Here is a 19,505-nt window from a genome sequence, read left to right as displayed (position 1 = left end):
TTTTATAAATTCACTTGTGCTTCTGTTGTAAGTTAACGCTATGATTCTTTGCAAATGAAGCAAATAGCTAAGCTAGATACTTATGGACACTGCCCGCACTTATTTTGAAAATCGCGCCACCCTTATTCTTTTAACGCTTTTTATTGTTGTTTGGAATGCAAATGCTATTGCGCATCACGCAGCTGAAGAGCGGAATACCTCTATTTGGTCTGAACCCGCTAAATCCTATTGGTATTCTGGTCAGGCGGAATTGAGTTCTTATCGGTTAAAGCAGGCTAGATATGGCGAGATTCACGAAGGCACATCAACCCTGATATATGTCACAGAACCAACTAATCCGACGACCCAGATTAAAGCAGATGATTATACTGCAAAAGACAATATTCATACCTTAAAACTAAATGCCACTAAAAAATTTGAAACAGGTTTGTACCCATATTCAATTATGACAAGCGTATTTTTTCCTGTTGAATCGCGTGACCACGCGTTAAAGGTAACGTCAAGTGTCCAGGAATGGTGTGGTCATGTGTTTACGCAACTTAATCATCGTGAAAGTTATGAGATTCAAGGCTTTTCATATTTTGAATCTGAGGGGGATTTCTCACTTAACTTAACGCCAACGCATTTAGAAAGTGAGTTGTGGGTAAAACTTCGCATAGCGCCAAGCGCTTTGCCCCAAGGGAACATTTCGATAATACCGTCATTTGAGTATCTGCGCTTGAGACATGAAAAAGTTACCGCCTACTCAGCAGACGCCAAACTTACGCAGAATGAAAAGGAATACACCTACATAATTAGCTATCCTGAATTGGAACGTGAATTAGTGATTAATTTTGAACGTGCCTTCCCACATAAAATTATGAGCTGGTATGAAAGTTATGTGAGTGGTTTTGGCGAAGCCGCAAGCTATATGACGACAAGCGCGGAGTATATCGACACCTTAAAAACAGACTATTGGAACAAAAAACGGGTGGAAGATGGCGCGTTAAGGGAAAAATTACGTTTGCCTTAGTTATTATTTAACTATCACATCAGGTTATTTACCGTCTAAATAAAATTTATCGCTAAAAGTATAAACCCATTGCGGTTTGTATATGATTAAGCAAGTCATTAGCATACCGTTAAAAAATGCTTCTTGAAAAACCAATAAGATAATCATTTGCGTATAGTTGTAGGCAATGACGTCCCATGCATATAAACCGTCAACATAAAAATATGCACTCATTAACCCCATTTTTAAGGCAATGGAAATAGCGCCCGCTAAAAATGCACATAAGAAGATATATATAAATAGATGCCGCTGCATTTTGTGAAACGTTACAGTATAAATGCTGTAACTGGCAATCAACGGCAACAATATACCCAGTAGCCCGTTTACACCGAAGGATTCAAGGTTCTCGTATCCTAAACCTGTTAGTGCTAGCAAAACAGCCGTTGCACTAATCAGTGACCATCGAAAACCTAAGATAAGGGTAAGAGCGGTTAAACCTAAGAAGTGCATTACTAAACCGTCATGAATACTGACCCTAAATAACCATAGGATAAATAAGGCAGTTGATGTGCCAAATAATCGATGTTGTAACCTTTTATCCTTCGTCAACGTCCTTAGTTCGGTATTTTTAACGGCGTATGCAAAGATGGCACAGAACGTTATTGTGCAAATGAGTTGAATAAATGTCACTAGTCATCCCGTATAACAAAATCACTTGAATAGGTGATTGGTGGGTAATATGTTTGTGTAAGTAAAATAGTGTATCAAAGTCAGTCGCAAAGGTCGTGAATTATGTCAGTGTTGCGTTAAATATAACATCTACTTTGAAACAAAGTTTTGGTCATCCTGAGTGTTCAATTTATACTGTAAAAAGATTATAAAGAAAAGTTATAAAAATTTGTGAAGCATCATTTTCCTTTTTTTACTGCAAACCCCTCTGTGACTTACTTAGACAGTGCTGCTACAACGCAGCGTCTGCAGCATGTAATTGATTCAAACCAACGTTTTTTAGCGACAGATAATGCAACTGTGCACCGTGCTGCATATCGCAAAGCGACATTAGCGACGGAAACATATGAAAGTTCACGAGCAGTGCTTGCCAAGCTAATTAATGCCAATAGCGACGAAATAGTATTTACCAGTGGCGCGACAGAAAGCATCAATATGATTGCAGATGGTCTATCGACATCCAATTTAGTGGGCACTAAAATTCTAGTATGCGCGAGTGAACACCATGCTAATTTATTGCCATGGCAAAAATTGGCTAAGCGTTTAGATTTGTCAATTGAAGTATTGCCACTGTCTGAAAATGGTACGTTTTCTCCAACGACTTTTGAACAATGGGTGAAGCTTATCGATGAGGATGTATGTTTAATAGCCTGTGCGCATGTTTCAAATGTACTGGGCAACATCTATCCGATTAAGCAATTGTGTCTGCTTGCCAATAAATACAACGCCATCACGGTGATTGATGGTACGCAAGCCGTTGCCCACTTAAGTGTCGATATGACAGATTTGAATTGCGACTTCTATGTATTTAGTGGGCATAAAATGTATGGACCAACGGGTGTTGGGATCCTCTTTGGTAAATATCACCAACTAGCGACAATGCAGGTATCTAAACTTGGTGGAGAAATGGTGAGCAATGTATCTTATCAAACGTTTACTGCACAACCACCACCACTGAAATTTGAAGCGGGGACACCCAACATCACTGGTGTTATCGGCATAAAACATGCCGCGTTATTTTTGATGGAAAATTTCCATCAAATTATTTCTCACGAGCGAAGGCTATCTCAATACCTATTGCAGCAACTACGCAAGGTGAATGACTTAAGAATATTGGGCAATATCGGGTTGTCGAGTGTACTGAATGAAAGCGCACAAATTAATACAAATGAGAATATTGAGGCACCAGAAGGCAACATTGGCATCGTCTCATTTATCCACGAAAGTGCAGACAATCATAGCCTTGCCGAGCAACTATGGCATCAAGATATATCGCTGCGCTACGGCCATCATTGCGCTATGCCATTGCTCAGTAGTCTAGCGCTTGGTGCGTGTTTACGCATATCTTTGGGTGCATATAATGACAAAACAGATGTAGACCGCTTTATTTCTGCATTATTGCATTCACTTGGTGATATCAAAAACAATGACAAAAAGTCTTTATTACTCAAAAACGAGATGCAGGAAAGGCCATCAAACGAAAAAGCGCTGATTGACGATATTATTCAAGCGTCTGATTGGAGTACAAAACACCGCGCATTGTTGTTGTTAAGCAAATGTCTCAAGACACTGCCACAGGAAGAGCGGAATGAATTAAGCGCAATCGATGGGTGTGAAGCGGCTGTTTGGCTAAGGTTTAATGTTGAACATGGGTGGCAGGCATATTCAGACAGTAAAGTCATTCGAGGAATACTGGCATTGCTTCTTTATGTTACTAAAGCGGGTAATAAGGTAAACTACTCTAATTATTTAGAAGAGCTAGGGTTATCCTCATATTTTAGCGTTGGTAGAAGAGACGGCGTTAATAAAATTATTTCTCGTCTTCAATCAGTACTTTAAGTTTGTTTTTCGCCACTATCCATTGGCTCATATATTTTGAGGCTTGCATGCCTTGTTGCATCATTATGCCTTGTAGGAAGTTCTTTGCTCTGTAGAGATGACGATTTTCTAGCGCATGAGTAAGCCTAGAGATCAAATATCGTTGATTATCGCTTATAGAAAAATGCACATTATCTTGACTTCGAGTAAATTCAGACGCTTCTGTCCACAGAGATTTGTCGGTGTATAAGGCGATTGTCTTATCTACAAACATTGCGTCATCTGTGCAAATTGCACCAGGCCAATGGACTATATTGATTCCCTCAGCACCAATAGGGGTAGTAACAGAAGGTGTCATGCATGTCATTGCGTCCAAAAGCTTCCCTTTCACACCTGCACCGAAGTGCAGGGGAGCAACAAGTAATCTAGCGTGACTAATAACGTGTATATGATCTTTCACAAAGCCCAGTATAAAAATGCCTTTCTTGGGGTTGTGTAATTGCAATATTCTGGGGGGAGCATAATCACCATAAACATGCAGTTCTATGCCAGGAATATGTTTACGTAGGGGCGGCATAATGCGTTCAACCAAATGCTCAATTGCGACAACATTTGGTCGATGTTTCAAGTTACCAATGGTTACTATGTTTTGTCGAGCTTCAAATGTGGGTGAGTGACCTTTAGGCTTAGGCCTGATAAAGGGGAGGTGCATTGTGTTATCTTTTGCTACGCCGTATTTATCTTGCAGTACTTGCCTCTCAAATGAAGAGAGCGTAATTACCAAATCGCAGCGCATAATACTCGCTAACTCTCTGTGAAACTGTGGTGTGTGTAATAAGGAAAGTGATACCTCGGCAAATATATCGTTGCTTGTTTGATATTGTTCTGGCTGGGTTGCTTTTAAGGTCTTTTTTCTAATTTTTAGTGATTGTTTATGCAAAACTTCTCTGCCGTGACGCAGAAAATGTAGGTCTTCGCAATCCAGTACTCTTAGAGCATCAGGACATGTTTCTGCTACCCGCCATGCAAATTGTTCTTCCGTTAAAAAACGATCAAAAATGACAATGCTCGGCATGCAAGTTTTTAATGATTGATTGAAACTGTCGTCATTCAGTTTTATTTGCTGTACATTAACATTATGTTGTTCTAAATCAACGGCGTGCACGCCTTTATCCGCTGCACACCAAAAGTGAACATGCCAATTGTTTTCGACAAGGGTCGTCATGTAACTAAGAATATTTTGACCAGCAGCGGTCGTATTTGGTTCTGGCCATACATAACCAATAAAAATAGCGGTTTTAGCGTGCGTCATCACTTGCAACATAAATAGTCAACATTGAAAATGTCCGTTAAGCGGTTGAGATAAATAGACAGACAATCAACTAAAGTGCCTATTGATTCATTTATCTAGGAGTCGTGAAAATGCCTAAGATACCACAACATGATGCTCATCACATTGTCTTTGGGGCGGGTTTGATTGGGTGCTATTTAGGCGCGTCTCTTATTAAATCCCGTCAATTACTTAGTCTATATATAAAGCCAGAAAAAGCGGATGAATTACACGCGCATTACTCAATCAGTGACTATCTAGGAAACACTTACACTGTCAGTAATTTACCGAATTTAGTAGATAAAAATAACATTGATAATTTACATGAAAAAGCGGATGTGCTTTGGCTAACAGTTAAGTGTACGTCGCTAGAAGACGTGATTGAAGAAGTAAAAAACTGTATCGACGAGCAAACGATAATTATTTGTTGTCAAAATGGGGTGAATACCCATAAGGGCATTAAGCTAGCATTTCCTCAGAACGAAGTCATTCGGGCAATGGTGCCATTTAATGTCGTGCAAAAACACCCCGGCAATTTTCATCGAAGTTCTGAAGGCAATCTAACCTTAGAGGTCACCTCTACTATCGAAACATCGATTAAGTGGTTAGTAAGCCAGTTAGCCTCGGACAATCTACCAATAGACATTTCCTATCAAATGACAGCATTACAATGGGCAAAACTGCAACTTAACCTAAGTAATGCTGTAAATGCACTAATCGATGTACCGGTAAAAGAGATGTTGCAAGATAGGCGATACCGACTAGTAATTGCACTTTTGATGGATGAACTACTAAAAGTAACGAAAAAACAAAAAATTAAACTACCGAAAATCACAAATTTGCCGAATAAATGGTTACCAGTATTTTTGCGCTTACCCAATGCCATTTTTAATTTGCTTGCGCAAAAAATGCTTACGATTGATCCCTTGGCTCGCTCATCAATGTTTTGGGATTTGTCAGCAAATAAAACAACGGAAGTCGATTTTATCAACGGTAAGGTCATTGACGAGGCCGCTAAATTGGATATTTCAGCACCAGGAAATCGCCTAATCACCGCCTTGATAAAAAAACGTGAGCACGGAAAGACGGATACTCACGTAGACATATTGAAACGATTTGATTCCTTGTTGAAATCGCACAAATAGCTTTGTTTGGAGAGTGTAGGGTTAATGAATGCAATTGAGTATGCACAAAAAGCATCGAAATTATTTGCAGTACCGCAAACTGCTTTAGATATAAAGAAGTTATCCGATTCCGGTACAGCGGATATGAAAGATATATCGACAGTTATTGCTGGTGACCCCGGCTTAGCTGCGCACGTACTTAAACTTGCAAACAGTGCCGTTTATCGCTTTTCAAGAAAAATAGAGAGTTTAGAAAAGGCGATTCAAATCATTGGGGTTAATTCTGTCTATGAATTTGCTTTGGCATTTTCTGTATCAGATTCCTTAACACGTGAGCATCGAAAATTTATCGATGTTAAAAATTTCTGGTTTCAAAGTTTATGCTGTGGTTTATTAGCAAAAAAAATTGCATTAGCATGCAAAGAAAAGGATGTTTCTCGTCTGTTTATGGCGGGCTTGTTTCATAATATTGGAGAACTAGCGGTACTCAGAATTAATCCTGGACTAGCAAAAGACTGCCAAGGCTTTTCGGAACTCAAGTTACCCAAACATCACCAACAAGACTTGTTAGGGTTTAGTTATGCTGAAATCTCAGCATCGTTGCTTCAAAAATGGCTATTACCTGATTCGATAGTCTCGGCTGTGGCAATGCAACATCACGATGACACGCCTGCGCCAATAGATGAGGTGCAGATTTTACAGCTTTCTTATGTGCTCTCTTTAGTGGCAACTTATCCTGAATACTACCGTATTAATTTAATGCTTCCTGAGTTTCTCCATGCAAGTATCGGGTTAGATTTAAATAGAGTAACTGATATTTTAGAAGATGCGCGCCACCAAACGCAAGAAACGGTTTCATTGTTTGCTGATTGAGCCTTATGAAGTGTTCATTCAATCGAATACTGCGATTGTCTGCCGAGATAATGCAATAACCTTTCCGTGACTATCCCAAATCGTAGCTTCTGAGTGGGCATACCCTGCATCAGCATGTCGTGTATGAGATTTGTATGCAAACCAATCCTTTGGTTTTACATCTCTATGAGGGTGAATAAACTCTAAATTCCAATTAATGGTACTGGCTGGCGCAGGCCACTTTAACATCTGAATAACCGTCGGAGGCCAAGCATCTATTAAGCCAATAATATGGCCATCAGTAATATTTTCGGGGGCGGTGGTGTATCGCATCCATCCGCCGTAAGATGTTGAACTTTTACCGGTAAATGGTATACCACCGTCATTTATCGATAAATCAATATGTCGAAAGTACTTCGGAGTTACTTTCGGGATTTGAGGGATGAATTTAGCGTTAGTTGGCGTAGGTAAGTCATGAAGTTCTGCATTTTTAACACTGATCTTTGACGCCCTATTTTCTCCAAAGCAACATTGCGCCACTACCGCCACTTTATCTTCTTGAATCGCCCTTGCTTGCACCTGAGATACGTTTTTCCCTTCTCTTATTACTTCTACTTGGATTGTAAAAGGCACATCTACCAACAACGGACCCACAAAGTTAGTTGATATTGAACGTAAAACACGCAACGAGTGGATTTGGCTTTTACTTGCCATATATAGCATTGCAGCACTTAACCCACCATATACAGTGCGTCCTTGAGACCAGTATTTATCTACAAGGTAATTCGCGTCTGGCACGTCTTTGTGAAGGCTGGCGAGATGCAGTAGTTCATCTATTGTTTGTTTTGTTGACGGCATAATTGAATCAATGTTATCTGGTCGGATGAGATGTAACTTTAGGACAAAATATACATGAATACAAGTACCTAATAATTTTAGTCTGATAACGCTAAAGTTACTCTTGCATGATTAATGTATTGAATAACAGGTATAGTAAAGGCGTATTAGCTAATGGGAGTGGCTCAGACAACAGTGATAACCCGCCATCTTAGCAAGTTATCACTGGGACCGGGGTGAAGATATGGGGTATATCGTTATAGCTTTTCTAACATTTCTCTAGTCACGAGCACTACACCGCCAGAGGACACCCGGAAGCCTCTTGCTTTATCTTTTTCGTGATCGATACCAATAATCATGTCATCGGGAATATTACAACCTCGGTCGATGATCGCCTTTTTTATTCTACAACGTCGACCAATTTCAACGTTAGGCAGTACGACGGCTTCTTCGACGACGCTATATGATTTCACTCTAACGTTACTGAAGCATATGCTTCTTCGCAACGTGGCGCCTGATATGATGCAACCACCGGAGACTACCGAGTTGAGCGCTTCACCTCGTCTATCTTCTTCTTCCCATACAAATTTTGCCGGTGGCAGCTGTTCTTGATATGTCCAAATTGGCCAAGTTTTGTCGTAGAGGTTGAGTTCGGGAATGGGCGCAACTAACTCCATATTGGCATCCCAAAAACTATCCAAAGTACCTACATCGCGCCAATAAGCATCATTTTTTGCACTTTTCCTAAAGTCAAAAGCCAGTACTTTGTGCTTATCTATAATACTCGGAATAATATCTTTCCCAAAATCATGGGCCGAGTCTGATGTTGATGCATCTCGTTCTAAATGCTCAAACAAAAAGTCGGTATCAAATACGTAGTTCCCCATTGACGCAAGGCAATATTCTGGATCGTCATGTAATGGCGACGGGTTTTCTGGTTTTTCAGTAAAATCGGTTACACGATTATTTTCATCAACAGAAAGGACGCCAAATGCGCCTTTAGCTTCTGTTATCGGTACTGACATGCAAGATACCGTCATTTTGGCACCTGACTCTACGTGCTGGGCAAGCATTGGACCATAGTCCATCTTATAGATGTGATCGCCGGACAAAATTATCACATACTTAGGTAGTTCATCTCTTACAATGTCGATGTTCTGAAATACCGCATCTGCTGTACCTTGGTACCAGTCTTCGGAAAAGCGTTGAGATGCGGGCAGGATTTCAATTGATTCGCCAAGTTCCTTTTTAAAATGCCCCCAACCGCGCACCAAATGGCGAATAAGCGAATGGGATTTATATTGGGTTAATACTCCGACATTTCTTATTCCGCTGTTAATACAATTGGATAAAGGAAAATCGATAATACGAAATTTACCACCGAAGTAGAGTGCAGGTTTAGCACGCCAATCCGTCAATTCGTGCAGCCTAGAACCTCTACCTCCTGCCAAGACCAAGGCGTAAGTGTCTCTTGTTAAATTACTGATGTAGCGATTATTATTCGTCGACATGAAGCTTCCTTAACATCTTGTTAACCTAATCTTATAGAATCATCTTAGGCTTTTCCACTAGTATTAAACGCGAGTACGAAAAATTCGTTCAACTTGATAATAGGTCTAATAATTTGATTAATAAAGTGATGTTGATCAAAAAATGTCGATAAAGCGCGCTAGTGGCTGGTGGTCGGAGCACATTGATGAAATCATGCTACGTTCTTTTCAAATTTAGCAAGGTATTCGCTGCTTTTGATTGGTTTTTTCTGTTGAGTGTTTTACATATTTTATCGCCAATCGTTGTTAATACATGTAAATCGATGCCAGTATTAATTCCCATATGTTGGAGCATGTATACCAAATCTTCGGTCGCTAGATTGCCAGATGACCCTTTTGCGTAAGGACAGCCCCCTAAACCAGCAACAGCTGCATCGAATGTTGTCAGTCCTTCTTGTAAACCAATCAGCACGTTGGCTAGTGCTTGACCATATGTGTCATGCATATGCAGCGCGATTTTGCTTTTTTCTACTCGGGATAAAACTGTCGCAAGTAGACGATAAACGGACTTGGGCGTGCCGACGCCAATCGTGTCACCCAATGATATTTCGTAGCAACCCATCGCTAACATGTTTTCACTGAGGCTTAATACAAGCGACGGGTCGACCTTGCCTTCATAAGGGCATCCAAATGCACACGAAACGTAGCCTCGAACAGGAATGTTGTGTAATTTGGCGAGTGTTAATACAGGGACAAACTTAGCAATGCTTTCATCAATAGAGCAGTTAGTGTTTTTCTTTGAGAAAGTCTCTGATGCGGCGCTAAAAATTGCAATTTCGTTCACATTTGCGTCAACAGCGGCTTGTGCGCCGATTAAATTTGGCACTAACGCACTATACGTAAGATCGATATGCTTGTTTATTGATGTAAATACTTCTTGGCTATTTGCCATTTGTGGTACCCAACGAGGAGATACAAAACTGCCCGCTTCAATATGTTTTATCCCGGTATTTGATAGGGCGTCAATAAACGCGACCTTATCTTTAACCGATAAGGTGATTTTTTCGTTTTGTAAGCCGTCTCTAGGGCCAACTTCCACTAATTTTACGTTCGTTGGATAGTTGTTTTGATCCATATCGGTGCTCGTTTCCTACTGCTTAGTCATGTGCTTTTTAAACATCTGTTAGCCACGACGGATCGCGCTTAGACAAAAAAGATGAAAGTCCCTCTTGACCCTCTTCTGAGGTTCTAGCCATGGCATTTATCTTACTGGTTTTTTCCATTAACTCTTCTGAAATAGCCGCTTCGTCTACCATTAATGCAAGCGCCTTTGCTTGTGATACTGCCCGCGGACCATTTTTCAGAATTCTGCCAATCATCAAACCAATGGTACTGTCTAATTCACTTTCACTCACAATTTCACTAAGTAAACCTAAACGCCTAGCCCGGCGCGCGCTTATTACCTCAGCCGTCATAAATAGCCGCTTGGCTTCTCGTACGCCAATGGCCTTAACAACGTAAGGGGCGATAGTGGCAGGCAATAAACCAAACTTAGCTTCACTTAAGCAAAATTTACTTAATTTAGAGCCTACTGCAATATCACAACAGGCGATGATGCCCAATGCACCGCCATAGGCCGCTCCCTGTACTCGTGCGATGGTTGGCTTGTTTAGTGTATACAGCTTATGTAGCATTCGACCTAACTGCAGTGCATCGGCCTCGTTTTCTGATTGGCTGTATGACGCCATTTTTTTCATCCAGTTAATATCTGCGCCTGCACTAAACGTTTTGCCCGACGCGCGAAGAATTAGCGCTCTTATATTATTGTCGTCGTTGACAATATCGAAAACAGACATTAGTTCAGCGATGGTTATTTCATCAAAGGCATTGTGAATATTTGGTCTATTTAACGTTACTACTGCAACATTTATTGCATTTATCTCAAATTCAATATTTTGCATACTTGTCAGTATCCTTTTTCGCTTTCAGGGCAATGATTTTTGTCGTCAAATTTTTGAGACATATTTTTATAGTGAGTATAACCACAAAGTAAATACTAAGTGATAAAAAAGGGAAAGTGCAAAGTGAATAATATTAAAGATGCATAGGACGGCGTTCACGCATGCAGATGTTTAGCACTAAAACAGTGTTATTGGCTAGAGTGCAGTGATGCCTCGTTTTAAGCTACTTTGGGCTAGTGCAGTTAAATGATTGGTTCATACTTCCACACTCGGCCTTCGTAGGCGATGCGAGAACGAAGATATTCTTTTTCTGCTTTCCAAATTCTATTGTTAAGTTTTATTGTTACGCCAGGGTACATTTCTTGATAGGCGAGTACTCTCGCGCTTTCTTCGTATTGTACTTTAGCCTCTCGCAATTCTTTTTCCGAGTTTCGTAACCAATCAAGGAGTACACGTTCGGATTCCAACTTGTCTGTCAGGTTAGTTAATTTCGAGAGTAGGGCATTATGTATGCGTTTACCGTGCACTTCAGTCATCCGTATTTCATGGTTCGCGTTTGTGCGCTGTAAGTCTTTCAGTAAATCTCCAATTGCATCAACGCGACCGCAAAGTTTGTTGTATGCTTCGCTGTAATCAATCTCAAGTGATGAACCAGATATTGCGCCAATACAACCGGCACGGATAATACCTGCGCAATTGATTTTACTGGCGAATAACTTGCCTCTTGGTTTCTTTGGATCGCCAATAGTAATGCTGCCTTTGCATTTCACTTTAGAATACGCCAGTTGTTTTTTAACCGTCAGGTTTTTATCAACCACAATGTCTAGGCCTTGGCCATGTTGGATAAATATATTACCGTCAGCATAGAGTTGGCAGTCATCTTCATCCATTTTCCCGGTGGCGCCATGCGTGATGATAATGTCACCGCCTGCTTTTATGAGCGCTGACTCTACAAAGCCATTTACCGTTACATCGCCATCTGCAATGATTTGCATTTGCTCAGTTACATCGCCATTTACAATCACTGCGCCTTTATAGTGCACATTGCCAGTTTTTACGTTAACACCTTCGGTAACGAAGGTATCATCAATATTCATCACTAATTTTTCAAACTTCGGTAAACCTGCAACGGTCGACCGGATGATGTTTTCATCATCTTTATCGATCGTAGTATTTTGGCCTAGCTTAATATGATGCCATTCACCAGGATCAGCATTGACAGGATGATTCTTAACCGTAAACCCTACTCGACCATTAGTCGGTGCGACTCTTCGCGCGACAGCGGTGCCCACTGGTACACATATTATTTCGCCTAAGTCTCGCATGTTGACTTTATCTTTGTCTGCCTGTCGAGGGCTAAGTATTCGGTCTAGTGCATTTTGTACCAAGGGGATGATATGCGAAGATTTTCCGCGTCGAGGTGGCAGCCCAATAGCAACAATATCGGAATGTTTACTTCCTGGTTCACTTTCCAAGCTAGCGTTTACCAAGCGCTGTATACGTTTTTTGCTAATACCGCGAACGACACCTTGGCGATTTAAGCTATCTATCACATCTTCAAGATCTGGCGTATCTCCTTTGTACGCAGATGTAATTGTGATTTCAACACTCATATGATCTTTAGAGGCGTGCGTAGACAATTCAGCATCTCGATATTCACCTATTTTCCAGGTGATCATATTCATTTTGCCTTCATCTCGGGCGGTATTTACCGTGCCTACGAGCTCTTGTATCGAGTTCTTTAATATATAAAATGCAGCAAATGACGTCGTCTTTATATAGTTGATGAATACGTCTGCTTTTAGCACGTCTTCAATAAGCAATGGATCGATTTCTACATCGAGTTGCATTTTTTCGGTGTTTTCGCTAAATGTCACGCCTTTCATTTATGGAATAGACCTCAAGTATCATAAAGAGCCTAGGTAAACCTCTAACGATTTAAGTAGCCCAATTTTTTTCGTATCTTCAGCATAGCTATCCGCAAGCATAGAAATTTTTTGTAAAAATTCTGTTGCAGATAGGCTGCCATTTTCAATACCGCCCAGTAAAAAACGGTGTTGACGATGCTGTTGCCACTTTTCCTGCATTTCATGTTCAAAACTTGCAGGGTAGTTACGTCCTTGATAATGAAACAGTTGTCGCCTGTAAAGCTCACTTTCAGTATTGTCATACATTAAGCATAAACTTTCAGTTGACGAATTTCTAACCTTCTCCATCCAATGTTTATCGGCATAAGTTGGAAAATCTCGAGCGTATAACAGTGTGTCGACATTTTCACTTGTTTCAACGGGCTGTTTATTTTGAAATTTGTCGTGAGTGTATAGGTCCGAAAGCAAGGATTCTAAGTATCCTAGCGCTTTAAGCTGATTATAATTTGCTAAACATTTATCTCTATCTATGCCTAAGCGTACAGCTTTGTCTTTATCTAACATTTTGGCTGGCGCAACAAATGGGCATTTGTTTATCGAGATCATTTGGACGCCTGGCCTTGAATCATTTTTTTCTTTACTAAATATTGCAGATTGTAAGGCGTTCGCGTCATTTATTAACAGAGTATCTATTGATTTAGTGAGATCAATGCATATTACGGCGTTTTTGTTTGTAGGATGTTGTACAACGGGCATCATCCATGTACACGCGCCTTGCTGCGCAGGGATAAAACCTGAAATATACAAAAAGGGTTTTTTATTTGCTAAGTCTATTTGCGCTGCTACTTGATGTTTTTGGCGTAATTGCCAGTAAAAATCAAATAACTTCGGTTGTTTTTCTTTGATTAATTTTGCAATAGCAATGGTTGCATATACGTCAGATAACGCATCATGAGCGGATTCATGTTGAATATTATTGGCTTTAGATAATGCCTCAAGTTTAAAACAGGGACGCCCATCGTCATATTCGGGCCATTGAATGCCTTCCGGTCTGAGTGCATATGCGGCTCTTACCAAATCAATGATATCCCAGCGACTATTTCCGTTGGCATATTCTCGTTCGTATACGGGGTAAAAGTTACGATAAAACATGTGTCGGCTAACTTCATCGTCAAACTTAATACTGTTGTAACCAGCTGTACAGGTATTCGCTAGTGCCATTTCAGCATGTACTTTTTTGCAAAATTCCGCTTCTATGTAACCGTCTCTTAAGCTCTGTTGTGGGGTAATACCTGTCACTAAACAGGCCTCAGGGTTCGGCAAATAGTCATTCGGTATTTGGCAGAACCAATTAATGGGCTTGCCAATAATGTTTAAATTTTCATCGGTACGAATCGCTGCAAACTGCGCTGGGAAGTCAAGTTGTGGGTTAGTTCCCCAGGTTTCATAATCGTGCCAGAGTATGCTCGCGGTAGCGTTTTCTGTACGTTGAATGTCTTTTTTCATTAATACCCATCAATTATTGTTGTTATGCTAAAGCGCGTTGCTTTTTACTGCTTGTTTTCTTAATATTACTTTATTTGGCATCAATGTATAACTGGTAGAAAGCGTTGATTTTGTTTCGTTCGGCTAAAGCAGGACAAGCTCTAATAAAAGTCACTAACAATGTAAGAAGCGCATTAGCTTGTTTTTAAGCGATGAAAACATTGAGCTTACAATATTTCGATATACTTACTGACGTTTTCTATCTACATAAATGTGTTTCTTTTCTTTTTTTATATAAATTTATTGTTATAAAAATCAATTGTATAGCACGCATCACTTTGCTAAGTGCTTGTTTTTAAAATTAGTCTATATGGGTCTTAATGATTAGCTTTTAAGACTAAAATTTTATACACGCTAAGTGTCAATCATTTGACGCACCTACGCATGCTCATCATGGGTTTACTTTCAAGAAAGCAAGAACAAAAAAGGAATAAATATCCATTTTTTCAGTTTTTAATGGAATAAAAAAATTTTGATAGAAGGGGATAAACTATAATAGAACATTACAGGAGAATGCTAATGAACGAATCAGCAACATTTAATACACAAGAAGATTATATGGACCAGTATTTCGTTGGTAGCTCAAGCAATGGAGGCGTTGTCGCGCCGTTTTTTTCAATGAGAAAACTGCGTTTAGTATATAACGAATTAATGGGGTCTCGCGACTTCGAGTTTTCGAATTTTGATGATTTTAAACAGAATGTTCTCTCTTCTGTCGCACCGCAGATAGAGTTAAGTAAGTGGCAAGCGATAGCATCTCGTCGTTAATGCTTACAGTTCTGTAAGAAATATGATATTTTTATATTTGCATCAAGTAGTGTTTTTGTTGCTTGATGCAAATTAAATTTATGTAAAACGCTGTGCCTTACATTACTCTTTGTTTTGATTTAAAACCCTGTTTCACGTGTATTTTGTTAGTAAAAACCTTGAAAAACCCTCAACTGCACCTACATTTTACTGCTAATTAGTATTCTCAATTTCTACAAGAAAGCACTTAATTACCCATGATTGATTTTGATATTCATACAGCGCTTTCTAAATGCGCGATTAAAGACCGTTTTCGTTTGTCTAAGCAGTTTACTCAGATGAAAGCTAAACCTACTGATGCTATTTCTCAAGCGCAGTGGGAAGCGTTTTTAAATCGAGTATCTGCGTCGCAACAAATCGTGACATATCGACAGTCAATATTACCTGCAATCGAATACCCGTCACTGCCAGTGTCTGATAAAAAGGAAGAGATTAAACAACTTATCACTGACAATCAGGTGGTTATCATTGCTGGGGAGACTGGCTCTGGTAAAACAACTCAAATACCAAAAATGTGCCTAGAGTTAGGGCGGGGCGTGCATGGCTATATTGGTCATACTCAGCCACGCAGACTTGCCGCGAGAAGTGTTGCAAATCGCATTGCGGATGAAATTAATTCTGAACTTGGTGACAAGGTTGGCTTTAAAGTCAGGTTTAATGACAAGGTTAGTGGCAATAGTCTTGTTAAATTGATGACTGACGGTATTTTATTAGCTGAAATTCAAAATGACCGTTTTTTAAACGACTACGACACCATAATTATTGATGAAGCGCATGAACGTAGCCTGAACATTGATTTTATTTTAGGTTATTTAAAACGCTTATTACCAAAAAGACCGGATCTTAAGGTTATTATAACCTCTGCTACTATCGATCCTCAGCGATTTTCCAAGCACTTCAATGACGCGCCAATTATTGAAGTTAGCGGCCGTACATACCCCGTCGAGATCCGTTATAAAGATCCTGTTGATCACGATGACTTGGACCAGTTAGGCCTCATTACTCTAGCGGTTGACGAATTGATGCGAGAAGCGCCTGGTGATATCTTAATATTCTTATCCGGTGAACGTGATATTCGCGACGCGGAAGATGTGTTACGTAAACGAGCATATCGCAATACTGAAGTTCTCCCATTATATGCGCGTTTATCGGCTGGTGAACAACAGCGAATATTTGCGCCACACAGTGGGCGAAGAATAATATTATCTACCAATGTTGCAGAAACTTCGCTTACCGTACCAGGCATTAAATATGTGGTTGATACAGGGTTCGCAAGGATTTCTCGATACAGTGCTAGAAGTAAAGTACAGCGTTTGCCAATAGAGCCCATCTCACAGGCTTCGGCAAATCAACGGTCTGGACGTTGCGGTCGGTTATCTGACGGTATCGCTATTCGCTTGTATGCTGAATCAGACTATGATGGTCGAGATGGCTTTACCGATCCTGAGATTTTGCGTACTCATTTATCTAGCGTTATTCTCCAAATGTTATCATTAGGCTTAGGTGATGTTAGTCAATTTCCCTTTGTTCAGCCGCCAGATGAAAGGCAGATTAACGACGGTATTAAACTGCTAGAAGAACTGGATGCTATCATTCGACGAAAGCAACAATGGGCGCTAACAGATATTGGTCAGCGAATGTCGAAGTTACCCTTAGATCCGCGATATGCCCGTATGTTGATTGAATCATCAAAGCATGATGCAGTGTATGAGGTAGCTGTCATCACTTCCGGTTTGAGTGTGCAAGACCCACGTGAACGACCTCAAGAGCGACAACAACAGGCTGATACAGCGCATGCGGAGTTTGCAGATAAAAGTTCTGACTTGATCAGTCTATTAAATTTATACGAATGTTTTAAACAACAGCAAAAGGCCTTAACGAATAATCAATTGCGTAAATGGTGTAAAAATCATTTTATTCACTTTCAACGTATGCGCGAATGGCAAGATATTGTTAGTCAAATAAAACAAACCCTTGTCGCAGTGAATTTGCGCCTTAACTCGTCATCAGCCGACTATGAAGCTGTGCATCGTTCAATCGCTGTAGGACTTTTATCGCAAATTGGGATGAAGGACAAAAATAAAATTTACCTTGGATGTCGGAATAGTCAATTTATGATTTTCCCAGGTTCTAACGTTGTCAAATCTCAACCTAAATGGGTAATGGCGGCAGAACTCGTTGAAACATCAAAATTATTTGCTCGTCAAGCCGCAAAAATTGAGCCTGAGTGGCTAGAGCAGATAAGTGAACACATTGCCAAGAAACATTACGCTGAGCCTTATTGGAGTAAAGAAAGGGGCTGCGCGCAAGCATTTCTAACCATTACACTTTTTGGCTTGCCTATCGTAAATCGTCGACGTACAGATTATTCAAAGGTGGATCCTGTCGTTAGTCGTGAACTGTTTATTCGAGAAGCGCTAGTGTTTGGTCACACCCGCTTGAAATACGCCTTTTTACGTCACAATCAATCACAGATTGACGCAGTAGAATTGCTCGAGAAAAAGGCGCGTCGCAGAGACATTTTAGTTGATGAAGAAGTGTTAAGTGACTTTTATCAAGAAAAAATTCCACCGAGTATTAACACAGAAGCTGATTTTAAAAAATGGTGGCAAAAAGCCTCGCAAAAATCCCCCAATTTACTCAACTTTGATTACAACGATTTATTAAAGAAAACACCTGATGGTATCAGTAAATCCGACTTTCCAGATGAATGGAAGCAAGGTAATCTTACACTCAAACTGAGCTATCATTTTGAACCAAATCAAGATATCGACGGTGTTTGTTTGCACATTCCACTTAGCGTGTTGAATCAAGTGCATAACATTGGTTTTGACTGGCTAGTACCCGGCATGCGTCACGAACTAGTTGTAAATATGATAAAAGCCTTACCTAAACGCTTGCGTCGCAATTTTGTGCCGGCGCCTGATTATGCGCATGCATGTTTGTCTGAGATACAGTGGCAAGATAAAAATGGTGCAGCAGTTGCTCTGCTAGACGCACTCGCTCAAAAACTGTTTAGGATGTCTGGTGTGCGTGTTAATGCCGAAGATTTTGAGTTAACGAATTTACCTGCACATTTGCAGTTCAATTTTGCAGTGGTAAACGAGAAAGGCAAAATTATTTCGCATAGCAAGTCGTTAAATGCCTTGAAGAAAAAACTACAAAGTGAAGTAAAACAAACCATTGAAGAGGTTGCGTCTGTTGAGATAGAAGACAAAGATTTGCAGCGATGGACAATCGGTAGCTTACCCACAGTTTACAAACGTAAGCAGGCCGGGTTTGAAATTAACGGCTTTCCGGCGCTACAGGTTAACAACAATAAAGTTGATGTGGTTGTATTGAGCGACAAGAGTTTAGCTAAAAAATCGCACGCACATGGCGTCTTAACACTCATAAAGCGAAATATCCCGTCCCCCGTAAAATATTTGCAACAAAAACTGCCCAATAAAGCAAAATTGAGTTTATATTTTAATCCATTTGGACAAATATCCATTTTAATTGACGACATTATTTATGCGTCTCTAAACAGTCTATGCAACGACCTAATGCCCATACAAGCGGTACGCGAAACGATTGACTTCAATCGTTTACTTGAACATGGCAGAATGAATTTGAATGATAAGGCACTTGAAATTGCAAAAGACGTAGAGCTGGGGCTTGCTACTGCGAACAGTATCCAAAAACTCATTAAAGGAAATGTCCCCTTAAACATGATCACTAGTGTCGGGCACGTGAAAAAACAACTAGATTTACTTGTATTTAAAGGCTTTGTTGAACATTTTGGAGAAGGAAAACTCAACGACTGGAACCGCTACTTACTTGCTTTATTGCAACGGGCAGAAAAACTTAAAATTGATCCTAATCGCGATAGGCTAAATCAAATTGAGCTTGATAAAGCGGAAGGCCTATATCAATCAGCGTTAAATAAACGCAAGCAACAAATGCTATCTACAGATGACTTAGACGAAGTGAAGTGGATGCTTGAAGAATTTAAAGTCTCATTGTTTGCGCAACAACTCGGAACTAATTATCCTATATCATTGAAACGTATAAAAAATAAGCTTGATGAATTGTAACTAGCATGTGTAAAAGCTCTTTTTTATACATAATTAATAGTTGACACGTTTTACACATACCCCTATAAATGGGGGGA

General features: G+C 40.0%; 14 protein-coding genes. 6 read left to right on the top strand and 8 right to left on the bottom strand.

The window, feature by feature from the left end; translation table 11 throughout:
- The first annotated feature begins 82 nt into the window (after positions 1-82).
- Positions 83-1,012 carry a hypothetical protein gene (locus tag QQK00_RS05525; RefSeq protein WP_284216479.1) on the top strand — a complete coding sequence of 310 codons (930 nt, stop codon included), beginning with the start codon at positions 83-85 and terminating at the stop codon, positions 1,010-1,012.
- A gap of 24 nt (positions 1,013-1,036) precedes the next feature.
- Here the strand turns inward: QQK00_RS05525 and QQK00_RS05520 are convergent, their stop codons facing one another.
- Complete coding sequence (locus tag QQK00_RS05520; RefSeq protein ID WP_284216478.1) at positions 1,037-1,681, bottom strand: energy-coupling factor ABC transporter permease; 645 nt, start codon at positions 1,679-1,681, stop codon at positions 1,037-1,039.
- A 210-nt stretch (positions 1,682-1,891) separates the two neighbouring features.
- On the opposite strand from QQK00_RS05520, the gene QQK00_RS05515 reads away from it, so the two are divergent.
- Positions 1,892-3,559 carry an aminotransferase class V-fold PLP-dependent enzyme gene (locus QQK00_RS05515; RefSeq protein ID WP_284216477.1) on the top strand — a complete coding sequence of 556 codons (1,668 nt, stop codon included), beginning with the start codon at positions 1,892-1,894 and terminating at the stop codon, positions 3,557-3,559.
- Here QQK00_RS05515 and QQK00_RS05510 read toward each other — a convergent pair.
- Positions 3,531-4,862, bottom strand: a complete 1,332-nt coding sequence (locus tag QQK00_RS05510; protein ID WP_284216476.1) for a glycosyltransferase — start codon at positions 4,860-4,862, stop codon at positions 3,531-3,533. The genes QQK00_RS05515 and QQK00_RS05510 overlap by 29 nt on opposite strands.
- A gap of 98 nt (positions 4,863-4,960) precedes the next feature.
- Here QQK00_RS05510 and QQK00_RS05505 point away from each other — a divergent pair, with 98 nt between their 5' ends.
- Together QQK00_RS05505 and QQK00_RS05500 are read left to right on the top strand one after the other, a co-directional pair.
- Positions 4,961-6,013: a 2-dehydropantoate 2-reductase gene (locus QQK00_RS05505; RefSeq protein WP_284216475.1), complete on the top strand. Its 1,053-nt coding sequence runs from the start codon at positions 4,961-4,963 to the stop codon at positions 6,011-6,013.
- A 24-nt stretch (positions 6,014-6,037) separates the two neighbouring features.
- The gene (locus tag QQK00_RS05500) at positions 6,038-6,865 is read left to right on the top strand and encodes an HDOD domain-containing protein (RefSeq protein WP_284216474.1); all 828 of its coding nucleotides are present in this window, start codon (positions 6,038-6,040) and stop codon (positions 6,863-6,865) included.
- Positions 6,866-6,883: 18 nt separating this feature from the next.
- Here QQK00_RS05500 and QQK00_RS05495 read toward each other — a convergent pair whose 3' ends face one another.
- The 6 genes from QQK00_RS05495 to sbcB all read right to left on the bottom strand — a co-directional run bounded on the left by QQK00_RS05495 (position 6,884) and on the right by sbcB (position 14,506).
- Positions 6,884-7,702, bottom strand: a complete 819-nt coding sequence (locus QQK00_RS05495) for an acyl-CoA thioesterase (RefSeq protein ID WP_284216473.1) — start codon at positions 7,700-7,702, stop codon at positions 6,884-6,886.
- A gap of 236 nt (positions 7,703-7,938) precedes the next feature.
- A complete protein-coding gene (gene glgC / locus QQK00_RS05490) occupies positions 7,939-9,192 on the bottom strand; it encodes a glucose-1-phosphate adenylyltransferase (RefSeq protein ID WP_284216472.1) in 1,254 nt (417 codons plus the stop codon).
- 196 nt (positions 9,193-9,388) lie between these two features.
- On the bottom strand, positions 9,389-10,306 hold the full coding sequence (locus QQK00_RS05485; protein ID WP_284216471.1) for a hydroxymethylglutaryl-CoA lyase: 918 nt from the start codon (positions 10,304-10,306) through the stop codon (positions 9,389-9,391).
- Between the two features lie 37 nt (positions 10,307-10,343).
- Positions 10,344-11,132 carry an enoyl-CoA hydratase-related protein gene (locus tag QQK00_RS05480; protein ID WP_284216470.1) on the bottom strand — a complete coding sequence of 263 codons (789 nt, stop codon included), beginning with the start codon at positions 11,130-11,132 and terminating at the stop codon, positions 10,344-10,346.
- A gap of 242 nt (positions 11,133-11,374) precedes the next feature.
- Positions 11,375-13,018, bottom strand: a complete 1,644-nt coding sequence (locus tag QQK00_RS05475) for a flagellar assembly protein A (protein WP_284216469.1) — start codon at positions 13,016-13,018, stop codon at positions 11,375-11,377.
- Between the two features lie 21 nt (positions 13,019-13,039).
- Entirely contained in the window at positions 13,040-14,506 is a 1,467-nt protein-coding gene (gene sbcB / locus QQK00_RS05470; protein WP_284216468.1) for an exodeoxyribonuclease I, read from the bottom strand.
- Between the two features lie 558 nt (positions 14,507-15,064).
- Here sbcB and QQK00_RS05465 point away from each other — a divergent pair.
- Both QQK00_RS05465 and hrpA read left to right on the top strand, forming a co-directional pair.
- Complete coding sequence (locus tag QQK00_RS05465; protein WP_284216467.1) at positions 15,065-15,313, top strand: hypothetical protein; 249 nt, start codon at positions 15,065-15,067, stop codon at positions 15,311-15,313.
- 236 nt (positions 15,314-15,549) lie between these two features.
- Positions 15,550-19,428: an ATP-dependent RNA helicase HrpA gene (hrpA, locus tag QQK00_RS05460; RefSeq protein WP_284216466.1), complete on the top strand. Its 3,879-nt coding sequence runs from the start codon at positions 15,550-15,552 to the stop codon at positions 19,426-19,428.
- The last annotated feature ends 77 nt before the right edge of the window (positions 19,429-19,505 follow it).

The organism is Agaribacter marinus (assembly GCF_030160655.1).
GTDB lineage: Bacteria > Pseudomonadota > Gammaproteobacteria > Enterobacterales > Alteromonadaceae > Glaciecola > Glaciecola marina.
This window is presented reverse-complemented; position numbering and strand designations above follow the sequence as displayed.

What these genes read in the sequence shown, in the direction of transcription:
- QQK00_RS05480 (WP_284216470.1), bottom strand. Translation starts at nt 11,132, where the DNA reads ATGCAAAATATTGAATTTGAGATAAATGCAATAAATGTTGCAGTAGTA.
- QQK00_RS05475 (WP_284216469.1), bottom strand. Translation starts at nt 13,018, where the DNA reads ATGAAAGGCGTGACATTTAGCGAAAACACCGAAAAAATGCAACTCGAT.
- glgC (WP_284216472.1), bottom strand. Translation starts at nt 9,192, where the DNA reads ATGTCGACGAATAATAATCGCTACATCAGTAATTTAACAAGAGACACT.
- QQK00_RS05510 (WP_284216476.1), bottom strand. Translation starts at nt 4,862, where the DNA reads ATGTTGCAAGTGATGACGCACGCTAAAACCGCTATTTTTATTGGTTAT.
- QQK00_RS05500 (WP_284216474.1), top strand. Translation starts at nt 6,038, where the DNA reads ATGAATGCAATTGAGTATGCACAAAAAGCATCGAAATTATTTGCAGTA.
- QQK00_RS05485 (WP_284216471.1), bottom strand. Translation starts at nt 10,306, where the DNA reads ATGGATCAAAACAACTATCCAACGAACGTAAAATTAGTGGAAGTTGGC.
- hrpA (WP_284216466.1), top strand. Translation starts at nt 15,550, where the DNA reads ATGATTGATTTTGATATTCATACAGCGCTTTCTAAATGCGCGATTAAA.
- sbcB (WP_284216468.1), bottom strand. Translation starts at nt 14,506, where the DNA reads ATGAAAAAAGACATTCAACGTACAGAAAACGCTACCGCGAGCATACTC.
- QQK00_RS05495 (WP_284216473.1), bottom strand. Translation starts at nt 7,702, where the DNA reads ATGCCGTCAACAAAACAAACAATAGATGAACTACTGCATCTCGCCAGC.
- QQK00_RS05465 (WP_284216467.1), top strand. Translation starts at nt 15,065, where the DNA reads ATGAACGAATCAGCAACATTTAATACACAAGAAGATTATATGGACCAG.
- QQK00_RS05525 (WP_284216479.1), top strand. Translation starts at nt 83, where the DNA reads ATGGACACTGCCCGCACTTATTTTGAAAATCGCGCCACCCTTATTCTT.
- QQK00_RS05505 (WP_284216475.1), top strand. Translation starts at nt 4,961, where the DNA reads ATGCCTAAGATACCACAACATGATGCTCATCACATTGTCTTTGGGGCG.